General features: G+C 69.8%; 10 protein-coding genes and 5 pseudogenes. 6 read left to right on the plus strand and 9 right to left on the minus strand.

Going from position 1 to position 13474, the window contains the following annotated elements; all coding sequences use genetic code 11:
• Positions 1-213: 213 nt before the first annotated feature.
• Positions 214-717, minus strand: coding sequence for a methylated-DNA--[protein]-cysteine S-methyltransferase (locus AB0927_RS40155; RefSeq protein ID WP_366672815.1), 504 nt, complete (start codon positions 715-717; stop codon positions 214-216).
• 76 nt (positions 718-793) lie between these two features.
• Positions 794-1181, minus strand: a pseudogene (locus tag AB0927_RS40160) (DNA-3-methyladenine glycosylase 2 family protein); the annotation flags it as partial.
• 28 nt (positions 1182-1209) lie between these two features.
• Here AB0927_RS40160 and AB0927_RS40165 point away from each other — a divergent pair.
• A pseudogene (locus tag AB0927_RS40165) lies at positions 1210-1537 on the plus strand (AlkA N-terminal domain-containing protein); the annotation flags it as partial.
• Positions 1538-1652: 115 nt separating this feature from the next.
• On the opposite strand, the pseudogene AB0927_RS40170 reads toward AB0927_RS40165, so the two are convergent.
• From AB0927_RS40170 to AB0927_RS40180, 3 genes and pseudogenes are all read right to left on the minus strand, one after another.
• A pseudogene (locus AB0927_RS40170) lies at positions 1653-2045 on the minus strand (Ada metal-binding domain-containing protein); the annotation flags it as partial.
• A 62-nt stretch (positions 2046-2107) separates the two neighbouring features.
• Positions 2108-2383 (minus strand): annotated as a pseudogene (locus AB0927_RS40175) (IS3 family transposase); the annotation flags it as partial.
• A gap of 3 nt (positions 2384-2386) precedes the next feature.
• Positions 2387-2854, minus strand: coding sequence for a hypothetical protein (locus tag AB0927_RS40180; RefSeq protein ID WP_366672816.1), 468 nt, complete (start codon positions 2852-2854; stop codon positions 2387-2389).
• Positions 2855-4070: 1216 nt separating this feature from the next.
• On the opposite strand from AB0927_RS40180, the pseudogene AB0927_RS40185 reads away from it, so the two are divergent.
• Positions 4071-4475, plus strand: a pseudogene (locus AB0927_RS40185) (IS5 family transposase); the annotation flags it as partial.
• 36 nt (positions 4476-4511) lie between these two features.
• On the opposite strand, the gene AB0927_RS40190 reads toward AB0927_RS40185, so the two are convergent.
• From AB0927_RS40190 to AB0927_RS40200, 3 genes are all read right to left on the minus strand, one after another.
• Positions 4512-5039 carry a GNAT family protein gene (locus tag AB0927_RS40190; RefSeq protein ID WP_366672817.1) on the minus strand — a complete coding sequence of 176 codons (528 nt, stop codon included), beginning with the start codon at positions 5037-5039 and terminating at the stop codon, positions 4512-4514.
• 350 nt (positions 5040-5389) lie between these two features.
• Complete coding sequence (locus AB0927_RS40195) at positions 5390-6421, minus strand: hypothetical protein (RefSeq protein WP_366672818.1); 1032 nt, start codon at positions 6419-6421, stop codon at positions 5390-5392.
• A 231-nt stretch (positions 6422-6652) separates the two neighbouring features.
• Complete coding sequence (locus AB0927_RS40200) at positions 6653-6829, minus strand: hypothetical protein (RefSeq protein WP_366672819.1); 177 nt, start codon at positions 6827-6829, stop codon at positions 6653-6655.
• Between the two features lie 430 nt (positions 6830-7259).
• Between AB0927_RS40200 and AB0927_RS40205 the strand changes: the two genes are divergently transcribed.
• Positions 7260-8471 (plus strand): glycoside hydrolase family 6 protein, encoded by a 1212-nt coding sequence (locus tag AB0927_RS40205; protein ID WP_366672820.1) that lies wholly within the window; start codon positions 7260-7262, stop codon positions 8469-8471.
• Between the two features lie 158 nt (positions 8472-8629).
• Complete coding sequence (locus AB0927_RS40210) at positions 8630-8830, plus strand: hypothetical protein (protein ID WP_366672821.1); 201 nt, start codon at positions 8630-8632, stop codon at positions 8828-8830.
• Here AB0927_RS40210 and AB0927_RS40215 read toward each other — a convergent pair.
• A complete protein-coding gene (locus tag AB0927_RS40215) occupies positions 8794-10626 on the minus strand; it encodes an FUSC family protein (protein WP_366672822.1) in 1833 nt (610 codons plus the stop codon). The genes AB0927_RS40210 and AB0927_RS40215 overlap by 37 nt on opposite strands.
• 506 nt (positions 10627-11132) lie before the next feature.
• Here AB0927_RS40215 and AB0927_RS40220 point away from each other — a divergent pair.
• Both AB0927_RS40220 and AB0927_RS40225 read left to right on the plus strand, forming a co-directional pair.
• Positions 11133-11528, plus strand: a complete 396-nt coding sequence (locus AB0927_RS40220) for a coenzyme F420-0:L-glutamate ligase (protein ID WP_366672823.1) — start codon at positions 11133-11135, stop codon at positions 11526-11528.
• Positions 11529-11706: 178 nt separating this feature from the next.
• Complete coding sequence (locus tag AB0927_RS40225) at positions 11707-12900, plus strand: metallophosphoesterase (protein WP_366672824.1); 1194 nt, start codon at positions 11707-11709, stop codon at positions 12898-12900.
• Positions 12901-13474 lie beyond the last annotated feature (574 nt).

The following is a 13474-nucleotide window of genomic DNA, read 5'->3' on the forward strand; positions in this document are numbered from 1 at the left end:
TCGGTCCCGAAACGTAGCGAGTTCATCCGCCCTCATACCCGCAGAGAAGCACCAGACTGCCGACCCGACAAGACACCTAACAAAGCACTACTAGGCGCTGTTCGTCGTGGTCTTGCCCCACCTACGCAGAGGTGGGAAGTCGGGCGCTTCGTAGTGCTCGCCGCCGGTGCCGCGGCCGGCTGTCACATGACCGGCAGGATCCGGACGCGGGCCTCAGCCCAGCATCGGCTGCAGGACGCCCTCATGGGTGAGGAGCCATACTTTGCGCTCCACGCCGCCGGCGTAACCGCGCATGCCGCCGTCCGCACCGATGACGCGGTGGCAGGGGCGCACCAGCAGCAGGGGGTTGGCGCCGATCGCCGCCCCCAGGGCCTGGGTGTGCTCACGCGCCAGTCCCAACTGCGCGGCCAGCTTCCCGTACGTGGTCGAGCTGCCGTGGGGAATGGTCTCCAGCATCCGCCATACCCGCTGCTGGAATTCGGTACCTTTCGGGGTGAACGTTATGTCGAACGTGGTCGGTTCACCCGCGAAGTACGCCTCCAGCTGCCGCGTGACCTCGGCGAAAGCCTGTGGATCTCGGTGCCGGGCGGGCGGGACGGCGGGGGCGTACTTTTGACCAGGCATGGACAGCGAGGTCAAGGTGATGCCGTCCTGGGTTGGCTCGCCGATCAGAAGCAGTTCTCCCAGTGGGGTGTCAAGCGTCGTGCAGACGGTCATGCGTCGTTCCTTTTCCTTCGTGTTCCGCATTTCAGCATGGGCCGTTCCGGCGGACGTGGCTGGCGGAATTCGGCCATCACGCTCTGGCGGTGCGGCGCCGGTCTGCGGCGGCGTTCCAGAAGTGGTGCGTGGCGTAACTGCGCCATGGCTGCCACCGCTCCGCGTCCACCGCCTCGGCGCCGGCCCGGCGCATGCCCGCCTGCACGGCAACGTCGCCTGTCAGCAGTACGTCGGGGCGCCCAGCGCCGCATACGGCTGTAGCCGGCCGGCCAGGGGCCCACGCCGGTGAGGCCCAGCAGCGCCTTCTCTGTCTCGTCCCGGTCCGCACCAGCGTCCAGCGTGATCGTCCCGCCGGCGAGGGCGGCCGCCACCGTACGCAGGGCGCGTCGACGTGATTCGGGCATGCCGAGTTCACCGAGCGAGGCTTCCGCAGGGTCGACGACGGCGGGGAAGACATGGGTGAGTACTACCTCCAGGCCCTGTGCCGCCACCGGTGTCGAGGAGGCGACCGGTGAACCCGGGCAGCGCGCGTACCGGCGCACGCTCGTGCTGCCGAACGGCATCGGTATCGAGGAGGTCGGTGAGCGCACCGGGAGCGGCTGGCTGGAAGTGCACACTGCACCTGGAAGAGCTGCGCGACTTGACCACGGCCGCCCAGCGGGTACGACGCCTGTTCGACCTGGACGTCGACCCCTACACGGTGACCGAGCGCCTTGGCGCGTATCCCGCTCTCGAACCCCTGGTCGCCTTGCGGCCGGGACTGCGCCCGCCGGGCACCGTGGACGCACACGAACTGGCCGTCCGTACAATCCCGGGCCAGCAGGTCTCGGTGGCCGCCGGACGTCGGCTCGGCACCGCGCCCACCGCCGCGTACGGCGTGTCGCTTGCGGCCCCCAGCGGCGGACGTAGATCTCGCGGATGGTGTCGTTGAACTACCGCACGCTTGCGAAACCGGCTGCCAACGCGATCTCGGCGGCTTGCATGGCGGTGGTCTGCAACGTATCCGCGCCGTGTGGGTGGGCTGGGCGCGCGCGAGCGCGCTATGGGGCTGGCCCGAGTTCGGCGGCGGTCAGCTGCCGTCGAACCTGGCGGGCGCTGTACCCGAGACGGGCGGCCAGCCCTGCGATCCCCTCCCGGTCGACGACGCCGTCGCTGATCAGCCGGACTGCCCGACCGACCACGTCCGCCCGCGCGTTCCAGGCGGAGGAGCCGGGAACGGACGGCACCGCCGGCAGGCCCTGAAAGCCGGAGCCCTGAGCCGCCGCCGCGGTGGGGAAGAAGCACACGTTCTGCCACTTCGGGGTGGTGGCCGGACAACTCGGTCGGCAAGATCGGGCACCTCCTGGGCATCGGCGTCCGGGATCGTGGTGAGGTGTCGCCGCTTCAACCCCCGCCCTTGAATGCCCTGTTGGCGCCTGAACCGCTCGATGCGCTTGCGGTTCACTGTCACACCGCCCGCGCGGATCTCGGCGGTGATCCGCTTGGCAGCGTACGTCTTCCCGGACTCTGTGTGGACCTTGCGTATCCGCCGGGTGAGCGCTGCGTCGGCGGCCTTCTTCGTCGGCCCGCGCCGGAGCCGTGGACCGCCCGGCCTCGTCCTCGAAGAGAGGCGGCGTGCCGCTCGACCAGGTCGGAGCGGCAGGCCAGAGCAGGCGTATCCGAACAGCCATCAGGCGTCGACGTACACCCTGCATTCCGTGCCCGTCTGGTGGGTCACGACGCTCACACCGTCACTGTCCCGGACGTAGAACTCATCCTTGCCATTGGTGGCCCAGCCGTGTTCACCCACGAAGACCCGACCACTGACGGTGGCTCCGTCCATGAAGGAGGTCGTGCGCAGCTTGCTGCCGGAGACGAAGCCGGGCATCGCGGAACAGGGCATCCGGAGTACGGCCGCCATAGGGTACCTCTCGTCTGCGGACCACGCGTAATACCCGACCACCTTCGCCGACGTCGGCACATCGAGATCGAAGTCACGGAACGCCTGGGCCGCACTCACATCAGTGTGTGTGCCCGGGAAAGCGCCCGGGAAGTGCTTCTTCGCTTTCGCTTCCTCGCCGCACGAGGCGACCGCCAGCAGCGGCAGCAGACCCAGAAAGAGGATCGCAGTCGTGCGCCGGAAGGCATGGATCCTCATCTCACCCGCCGATCGAGTATGAGTAGGTGCCCCAGGCGTTGAAGTTCCGGGCATAGCCGTCAGTGTGCAACTGGGCCGGAGCGTTCTGATTAACATCGCGGAATAGTCCCACGTTGCCTCTCGGCTTACCACTCGCTGTCGCTACTGCTCGTAACCCGGTACTGGAACCCGTTGAAGGCGTACCACCAACCTCGGACCGCAGGACCATGGGCCCTCTGATCCATGAATGTAGACACCTTGGTGCTGTGGCTCCATCCGGAGTCGCAGTTTCCGCCTGACATCTTGGCGGCGGCTATCTGCGCGTCGATCAGCTTCTGGAACGGAGGCCGCCCGCCAGTTCTTCGAGCGTGAGGGGCATCTGCGGGTGCCAAGGAAGCACGTCGACGGGTTGTCGTCGGCGGTGATGGGATCAGCGGCAGCGGTGAGGACCAGGAGGATGTGCGAGAGCTCCAGCTCGGTGCGTGGACCGGGAACCATCGCAGCCATGCAGCGACGCTGCCCCGAAGCGAGTGGAGCAACTGTCCGCGATCGGGATGCGGTGGTCGTGATGGCATCGCCGTCACCGTGGTCGCCGCGCTCGCGGCCGGCTATCTGCTCGGACGGCTGCGCCCGTGGCAGCGCCTGGGACGACTGGGCGGCCGATCAGGTCCGCTTCACCGGAGCGTGGGTCCGAGGCGGCGCGATGCGCAAGGCCGTCGTGCTGCTGGTCCACATCGTCACCGGAAGATCTCCGGGTCGAACAAAGAACTCACGTCATCCCACAACAGATCAGCCACCCCGCCACGCTGCCCGGCTCCCCTACCCCGACGCACTCTCGTTTCCCTTGACCAAAGACAGATTTTGAACCCCTGCTGGAAGCTGCCAATCGGTCCCATGGCTGGTTATAGACCGTTGAGTTAGGGCTCCCTTCCCTCAGGCTTGGGCATGGAGTAAGTCCGCAAAAACGATCGCGAGGGGGATCCGATGGACAATAGTGACGAGGAGAGGATTCGCAGGGCTGTCAGCCGCGGTATACAAGACGCGGAGGGCCGCGGTTGTGGCTGCGGCTGCCTCATCTTCCTCATCATTTTGATCTTCTCACTCTGGGCCGGGACCCATCAGTGACGTTGAGCGTTCCCCAGCTCAGGACTCGAACGGTGACTGCGCGAGATGGGGGTCGTTGCCAAAGCGCGGAGAGCGACCAGCAACCCGGATTCGCTCGCAACCGGTTCCTGGAGCCCGCCCCGGCTCCAAGCACCACCTGATCGTCGACCGGCACGGAACCTCGCTCGCCGCCACGCTCACCGGCGGAAATCGGCACGACGCCACTCAGCTTCTGCCCCTGCTGAACGCGGTTCCCCCGATCCGGGGCCTGCGGGGACGCCCTCGGCGCAAGCCCCGGCGACTGTACGCCGACCGGGGCTATGACTTCGACAAGTACCGCCGCCTGCTGTGGAAACGCGGCGTCAAACCCACGATCGCCCGACGCGGTGCCGCCCACGGCTCCGGACTGGGCAAGGTCCGCTGGGTAGTCGAGCGCGCCTTCGCCTGGTTTCACCAGTTCAAACGACTCCGCATCCGCTACGAACGACGTGCTGACCTGCCTCAGTGCCTGCTCGAACTGGCCTGCAGCCTCATATGGCTCCGCCGCCTACGGACCTCGTTGCGAAACGATCAGTCAGTCGCCCAGGACCCGCTCCCACAGCAGTCCGTCCCGCCAGTTTCCGTCGAGGAAGATCGAGGAGTGCGCGACGCCGTACGGGCTGAACCCGTTGCGGCGCAACACCCGTTGCGACGGCAGATTCTCCAGATGGGTGGACGCCTCAGCGCGGTGCAACCCGAGTTCGTCCGTCATCACCTGGAGTACAAGCCCGACGGCGCGCCCGGCGTGCCCTTGATTCTGGGCGACGCTGGCGATCCAGTAACCGACAGAACCGCGGCGAAGGTGCGGCTGCGGCAGGATGCCTCCGACCGTGACCTGCCCGATCACCTGGTCGTCGGCGAGCACCACGCCCGGCCAGACCGTGCCGGCCAGGTATCCGGCCAGCAGCCTGTCGATCCGCTCCGCCTGGCCCTCCGGGGTGTAAAAGTCGGTTGGCTGGGCGGGTTCCCATGGCCGGAAAGCCTCGAAGTCCCGCACCCTATGCGCAGCGATCGGGGCGGCGTCGCTGTGCTCTATCAGGCGGATCCTGGTGCTGTCGTGCATGAGCTGATCCTCGTGGCGGTGCGTCTGATGAGACCGGCCAGCCTATGCGAGCCGCGGGGTCCGACACTTCTGGCCAAGCGCTTCATTCTGAAACGATCAGGAAGCGCTTCAGTTGGCCAGTTGAGCATTGCGACTGCCGGCGCAGCGGCCAACTCGGGGCCGTGCTCGGTCGCAGCCGGCGCTTGGCCCCGGCGGCATGCGCTTGCATGACGGCGTGCAGGCTGACGAGGCGGGTGCGATCGCCTGCCTCTGCGTACAGCGACACGCTCTTTGGTGTCCGTCACACCATTCCAACAGCGGCCCTGGGCACCGCCGCTACCCTCGCGGCGCTTCCTCATGGGCGCGACGAGCTACTGGATGCTCCAGCGGTGCGGATGCTCTGGATCGTTGGGACAGGCGAAGACGTTGAGCTCGCCCCAGCGGCCCACAGTGACCTCCGTGGGAGTGGCGCAACGGTGAGTGGGCTGGCTCTGGTCCTCCAGCGGTCTCCAGCTGCCGCTGCCGCCGTCCCATTCCGAGCTGTCGATGGTCAGCAGCAGGTGCATCGGTGTCGTGCAAGTCAGGCAGTCCATGGGGTACGGGTCGGTCAGGTGCCAGGAGGCGAAGCCGCCCACGCGCCAGCCGGGCGGGATGGACAGGTCGTACTGGTAGCCGAGCGGCTCTGTCGTGCTTTCGTCCGCCGTCTGCTCGGCTTCTTCTTCAAGGGCTTCCTCCCAGGCGTCGATCCGGGCGCACAGTTCCTCGGGCAGAAGGCCGGCGAACGGGTAGGTGACCACCTGCTCCGGGTGCAGCACACAGGGCTCGGGCACGAAGCCGTCGCCCCCGACGACCAGCGGCTGTGGCGGCGCGGTCAGCACCTTGCCGACCTCCCACGACCGCCGCCAGCGCAGGTGCAGCTCCAGGTCGTACCGGCCCGAGCCGTGCGCGTTGAAGGGACACCAGAACACTTGAAGCAGATCGCAGTCGCCCCGCCCCGCCGGCAGGTCGGGCACATCCCGCCGGTACAGCTGCGCAAGGCCGATCATTGGCAAAGGGCCGGCCTCAAAGGCCCCGGGGATCCGGTGCTCCCGGCGCAGCTCGCCCAGGAGCTGCCGTTCCTCCTCCGTCGGGCCGGGAGCCTGATCGCGGGCCCATGCGGAAGCCAGAACCTGCCGGTAGCGGCGGATGTCGGCCGGACGGCGACCACGCTCACGACCGTGTGCCTCGCCGCACACCGGCCACGGCTCGTCCTCCGGCCACAGCATCGGACCGCCCACAGAACTGGCCGAAAAATCTGGTCTGCCCGGCCGCGGATGGAGCCGAGTCGTCGTCCCCCGAAAGGCGGCCAGTTCCGGGAAGAGCGCCTCGACATCGAGAGGGCGCGCGGGCGTGGTCCTCGTCATGGACGCGACCTTAGACGCCTGAAAACCCCGACCACCGAGCGCCCCCGGCAGCTACATCCCACCACCGGCACGGTCAGAGCCCGTTCAACAGAACCAAGCAGGTGATGAACCGGCCATCGGGTATTTTGCGCAGCCAGCCGCGGTCAGTCAGTCTGACCAGCTTCCTCCGCAGCGGCTCCAGCTTGAACCGCACGCCGACATCTACTCCCGGCAACTCACCGACCTGCCGAGTCAGGACCGGTCCGGCGGGGCCTGCCGCACAGCGACGAGAATCCGCTGGTAGTCCGGCGGGTGCATCGCCTCCTCCGCGCCCGGCTCCCGGTGCAGGATCAGCATCACCGCCCGACCACTCCCCTGCCCCGGCATCGGCGCAGCCTGGAAGCGCTCGTCGGCGAGCTGCTCGCTCAACCCGCATCTTCTCCAGCTACTTGACTAACCGTTCACCCAGTCCCACCCGGCGTGCGGCGATCCGTTCCAGCAGACCGGGATCCAACATCCACAGGACCGTAGAAGGCCGAGTGCACCGCCTATACCCCGTACCTGCACAAGGTCGTCGCCTCCGGGGCGGGATGGACACAGCTGACGCAGAGCTCCCGGACGAGCAAAGGGCCGAAGAAACCGATCCGCGGATCCTGGGCGTGAGTGCAGGACATGGACTGTCTGCGGCAGGAAAAGGCGAGGCTGGAGGACCCGCGGCGCGTCACCGGCGTCGCAGGACTGGAGGAGTCACGAGGAATTCGGGCCGACAGCTCTCTTGACGCCGCATTGACTGCCTGACTTGATGTGGGACTAACGATTGGGAGCGCTCCCACACCTCTTCGACCCGAGGAGTCCATCCGTGCCCCATACCCGCAAGGCCGGGCCCTTCCTCGCCGCAGCGGCCGCGACTGCCGCCCTCGTCGGCCTGTGCACAGCACCGGCCGCCGCGGCGAAGGCGTCCCCCGCCGACAATCACACGCTCGCCCACGGCACCAGGCTCTACGTCGAGCCCGCGAGCAAGGCAGCCAAGCAGTCCCTCGCGGACCTCAAGGCGGGCGACAAGGCGGACGCCGCCGCGATGGCCGCGATGGCCTCGTACCCGGTCGCCCAGTGGTTCACCGGCACCGCCGACCCCGCGCAGACCACGGACGACATGGCCAAGCTCCAGGCCAAGGCCGCGGTGGAGAAGCGGGTGCCGGTCACCGTGGCCTACAACGTCCCCGGCCGCGACTGCTCGCAGTACTCCGCAGGCGGTGCCGCCACCGGCGAGGAGTACGCCGCCTGGGTCGACGCCCTGGCCAAGGGCATCGACAACCACAAGACCGTGGTCATCCTGGAGCCCGACGGGCTGGCCCTCTCCCCCGCGTACTGCGGCGGCACCGCCGAACAGCAGACCGCCCGGCTCGCCGAGATCAGCGGCGCGGTGAACCGGCTGGAGCAGCAGCCCGCCGCGGTCGTCTACCTGGACGCCGGCCACAGCTCCTGGCAGCCCGTCGGCACCATGTCCAAGCTGCTGATCGACGGCGGTGTGGCCCGGGCGCAGGGCTTCTTCCTCAATGTCTCCAACTACCAGACCGACAGCGATCTGGTCCGCTACGGAACCCAGATCTCCAAGTGTGTCTGGTACTTGCAGAACACCGCAGGCGCCCAACCGGGCGACTGCGCCAACCAGTGGTGGCCGGCTGCGGACGCCGACGCGTGGTACGCCTCGCATGTGCCCGCCGACGCCCAGCTGACCCACTTCGTGATCGACAGCAGCCGCAACGGTCAGGGTCCGTGGACGCCGACCGCCTCCTACTCGGACGCGCAGGACTGGTGCAACCCGCCCGGCCGCGGCCTCGGCGTGCGCCCCACCACCGACACCGGCAACCCGCTGCTCGACGCCTATTTGTGGGTGAAGGTGCCCGGTGAGTCCGACGGCAGCTGCACCCGCGGCACCGCCGGCCCGACCGACCCGGAGTACGGCGTGGTCGACCCGATCGCCGGCGCCTGGTGGCCCGACCAGGCCCACGCTCTGGCCGCCAACGCCTCCCCGGCGCTGACCTTCAACGGGGACCTGTTGCACCGCTGAGCGGGGAACCGCACCTGAGCCGACGGCCATGCCCCACCCCGGAGGGCGTGGCCGTCCGGCGTCGAACACGCCCTCGATTGACCGGAGTTACAAGGCCGCAGTCGACACCGCGGTGTCCTCTGACACGAGCCGCGAGACCCTGCACGCGGAGTGCGCGCATGCGGAGCACCACGCACGCAACGGACTGCGGAACGATGGCCGGGCCGCGTACGACGATCGCCGCGTTGGCAGAAGCCGACCTGTTCCTCCTCATGACGGACGAGCGCGGTGCGGCCGGTGATGACGAGTCCGGTGGGAAGTGGCACGCTTGGGCCCCGTACGGCTATGCGGCGGTCGGCAACGGCACCTCGCCCTCCTGAAGTCCCAACTCGTCCAGGGCACATCGCAGTTGTCTGACATGCCGGGGTGTGAGCCGGCCCATGTCGTCGAGGTGGACGGCGCAGGCCGTGGTGGTGTCGACAAGTCGCTCCAGAATATCCGCGACGGTGTCCGTGCCCGCGGTATGCCGGGCGAGGGCGGGCAGTTCGGCGGCGGCGAGCGCGATGGCGGTGCGGGCCTCGGCGAGGGTGCGGTAGGCCTCCCGGCGCAGCGCCCACCGCTCGACGCGGTCGTCGTACTCACCGAGGACGTGCACCAGATAGGCATGCGCAGCACTCCCGGCCGCCGCGAGCCGCGCCCGTACCCTGCCGCCGCGCTGCCCCGGCATCGGCAGATGCCCGGCGATGAGCACGAGCGCGCAGGCCAGCAGGGTCTCGCCGATCCGGCTGACGCAGGCCTGCGGCTCGCCGCCGGCCATGACCAGGGCGAGGACGAGGACGGTGACGACGGTGGTCTGCGCGGCGAAGTGCCGGGTGGCGACGGGAACAAGCGCCCCGCACACCGCGACCAGTGCGATCAGCCCGGCGGGCCGGGGCAGCAGCGCGGCCAGCCCCGCGAACACCAGGGCGCCCAGAACGGTCCCGGCGGCCCGGCACAGCACTCGGGAAGCCAGCGGTCCGAGGTCGGGCTTGACGAGGAAGGCGGCGGTGGCGGGCAGCCAGTACCAGTGCTGGCTGTCCCAGTGGGTGTGATGCAGCGCCTGGGCAATGGCGGCGGCGGCCCCGAAGCAGACACACACCCGCCACCCGTACTCGCGGCCGCCGCTGCCGATCGCGGCGCGCAGTGCGTTCCGGGCACTCCGCCGGCGCCCCACCAGCCCCCGGTCGGCGCCCTCACCCCGGTCGAAGGCCTCGGCCGCGCGCAGCAGGGCCTCGTCGAGGGCACGCAGGGCGGCGTCCGACCGGTGGGGGGCCGGCAGCGGGCCGGGGCCGGTGTTGCCGCGGACGGCGGCGGCGAGCCGCCGGGGCCCTTCCGCGGCCCGCGCCGAGACCGGCTTCCCCGACCAGAACAGGGCGGTGGCGGCCTCGGCGAGGGGCAGCGCGGCCGCGAACTGCGCGTGCAGCCGGCGCTCGGTGGCGGAGCCGGCGTACCGACGCAGCCGGGGTCCGGCGAGGGCGTCCTGGGCATGGTCGAGGGCGGCGGTGAGCGCGGCCCGCCGCGCGGTGGCCCGTTCACCGCCCACGGCGTCGAGGAGCGCGGCGACAGCGTCGTACACCTCGGCGACCGCCGTCCTCTCCCCGTCGAACCGGAAATCCCCGGCGAACGAACGGGGCGTGGGCAGGGCGAGCCGCAGCACGAGCAGCCAGCCGGCCCCGGCGAGGAAGGCGAGCGCCCGTTGCCAGCCGCTCTCGGCCGCCGGCGTCCCGGCGCCGATCGCGGCGCCGACGAGCAGTTGCGTTCCCGCGGCGGACGCGACGGCCCCGACCGCGCTGATGCTCCCGGCGACCAGCCCGAGCAGGGTGAGCACCAGGGTCAGCGGTACGGCGGCCAGCCCCTGCCCCGCATACGTCCCCGCGAGCAGCCCGAGCGCCCCCGCGAGCGCGGGCACCCCGAGCCGCCTGACGGAGGCCCGGCGGCTGCCAGGCCGGTCGTTGATGCCGGCGAGCATCGCGGCGATGGCGGCGAGGACACCGGGGGCGGTGTGTCCCGTACCGACGCCGGCGAGCAGCAACGGCCCGGCGGCGAGCGCGCCTCGGGTCACCGCGCTCCAGGGCACGGGACCGCGCTGGGCGCGCAGGGCATGGGCGAGCCAGAGGGGTGCGGCGTGCCGGGACACGGGAGCTCCTGTCGTACGCGGGCGGGTGGTGCGTCGCCTTCGGACAACAGTGGCCGGGTGGGCTGTGCTTCCACGGTAGAGGGCGTTCTCGGTGGGAACGCGGCGATCACGTTTCAGGAAGGTGAAAGGTGTCCGTTCCGGCCGGTTTCCTTGTGAACGCAATGCGCTCGACGACGATCGTCTCGGCTTCGGTCACTACAGGAGGCCGGCTGGAGCTACCAGTTGACCGACGCTTTTTACGACCGGGGAAGACGCGTCGCGAGCGCATACATGGACTGACCCACGCCGAACGGCGGGGACCGTTCAATAGGAGACGGCCCCCCGTTGGTTCAGCGCCCGACACGAGCCGAGCGGGCGGGCGTAACGTCCGCTTGCCGCACTACCTCCGACGCGTCAGCGACCGGCTCGCCAGCGGACACCGCGCCGCCCCGGGCCGCAGCGCCATAACTCGCCGCCGCACACGCCCGCCTGCACACCGCCGTCCTCACCCATGCAGGAGCCCGCCGATGACCACCACCTCCGGATTCTCCGCCTTCGCCCTGGAGCCCTTCCCCGAAGTCCATCCCGGCGACGACCTGTCGGGCGCCATCAGCGACGTTCTCGCCCGTACCGGCACCGAGTTGCGCGACGGGGACGTCGTGGTCGTCGCCAGTAAGGTGGTCTCCATCGCGGAGAAGCGCTACGTCGACCTCGACGGCGTCACCGTAAGCCCGCAGGCTCTGGACCTCGCAGCCCACGGGGAACCGGTCGGCACAGGCACACTACGGTGGCATCGGCACGAGCGCCTCGGCAGGTTCACCGTCCGGGGCGACGTGCCGGCGGGTGTCGCGACGACCAGGCGGGGCCGGAGGTCCACGGGCGGCGAACACACCGCGTGGGGCGTGAGACGGGGTCAGGTATGAGCGACGGAAGGGCACCGTGACCGAGACCGAAGACATGCGGCAGGCCGGATCCGATCGACCGGGCGGCCAGGCAGTGGCGCCCCTGGATGCCGCGGACGGGACGGCGACAGAGGCGGAGGTAGAGGGACATGAGCCCGCTCCGGAGGCGGGCACTGGGGCGGACGGGCCCGCGGCGGAGGTGAAGGCGGGGCCGCGCGCCGGCGGATTGCGACTCGTCCGGCGCGTGTTTCCGCTGGCGGCTCCCGTGATCCTTTGGCTGGTGCCGTGGTGGGTGCTGGTCTTCGGTGGGCAGGACTGGCCGGTCTGGGTGAAGGCCGGTGGCAGTGTCCTCGCGGTACTCGGGCTGGCGGGCATGCCGTACGCGATGATCCGCGGGCACGGACCCCGGCAGGAGGATGCGGCGGCGATCGTCGGGGACACGCTGCTCGGCGTGGTGTGGGTCGTGTTCACTTGGTCGGTGCTGCTCGGAATCCTCCTGCGCGTCGCCCTGGTGCTCGGCGACGTCGGCAACGGCGTCCAGCGCGCGAGGATCGTGGTGTACACCGTCCTCGCGGTGTCGGCGCTGCTCCTGAGCTGGGGTTTGTGGGAGGCACGCCGCGTACCCCGGGTCCGCCAGGTCGACATCGAGCTCGAACGGCTGGGCGCCGGCCTTGACGGCACCCGGGTCGCGGTCATCACCGACACCCACTACGGCCCGTTGGATCGGGCCCGCTGGTCGGCGAAGGTGTGCTCGGCGGTCAACTCCCTGAACCCCGACCTGATCTGTCACGTCGGCGACATCGCCGACGGCACCGCCGACCGGCGGCGGGCGCAGGCCGAGCCGCTCGGCTCCCTCCACGCGCCGCTCGGCCGCGTGTATGTGACCGGCAATCATGAGTACTACAGCCAGGCACAAGGCTGGGTCGACCGGATGACAGAGCTCGGCTGGCACGCCCTGCGCAACCGCCACCTGGTTGCCGAACGCGGCGGTGACCTGCTGGTGGTGGCCGGTGTGGACGACGTGACCGCCGAACACTCCGGGCTGCCCGGCCACCGCGCCCACATCGAAGGCGCACTGGAGGGAGTGGACCAGGATCTGCCGGTGCTATTGCTGGCCCACCAGCCGAAATTCGTGGAGCAGGCGGCCGCGGCCGGAGTCGACCTGCAGATCTCAGGACACACCCACGGCGGGCAGATGTGGCCGTTCCACCATCTGGTACGCATCGACCAACCGGTGGTGGCCGGCCTGTCCCGGCACGGGCGACGCACTCAGCTCTACACCAGCCGCGGCACGGGTTTCTGGGGGCCGCCATTCCGGATCTTCGCGCCCAGCGAGATCACACTCCTGGTGTTGCGGGCGGCCGGGCGGACGGCCGAGGAGCGGACGGTGTAACCACGTCCGCTCCCGGGTTACTGAGCTGTTGGCCTGATGTCGCTGGAGGCTGACGGCATGCGATCACCGCAGCATGCCGTTTGCATGAGGTATCCGCAGGGTGGAGGGCTGACGCCTGAACGACACAGGCGTCAGCTGCGCGGATCCGGACGAAGGCCGCCGAACGGCTCGGCGTCGGCGCCTCCCACGCGGAAGTCGCCAAGGACTTACGGGTGAGCATGCGCTCCGTTCAGCGGTGACGCGCCAGGCCTGGCAGGACGCAAGCACGGACGGCCATCGGTCCGTGGGGCCGGTATCGCTGCCCAAGCTGAGCGAGAAGCTGTTCGCGGTACTCGAACAGGAGCCGGTCAATGCGCGGACGGCGGCCGGCGCTCCACACTGTTCTGCCCGCCACCGGCGCGTCCGCCACCTGACAGCCCGGCTCACCGCTCCCCCGCCCGTCGACGGCCCGCGGACCATCTGAACGGTCTGCCGGGCAACCTAGGTGTATTGACCCGTGAGGTTGGGGACGCGGCTGGCGGGTGGTTGGCCTTTCAGCGCGGTGTGTCCGCGGTGGTGATTGTAGGTGTGCAGC

Source organism: Streptomyces sp. NPDC048106 (assembly GCF_040706415.1).
In the GTDB taxonomy this organism is placed as follows: Bacteria; Actinomycetota; Actinomycetes; order Streptomycetales; family Streptomycetaceae; genus Streptomyces.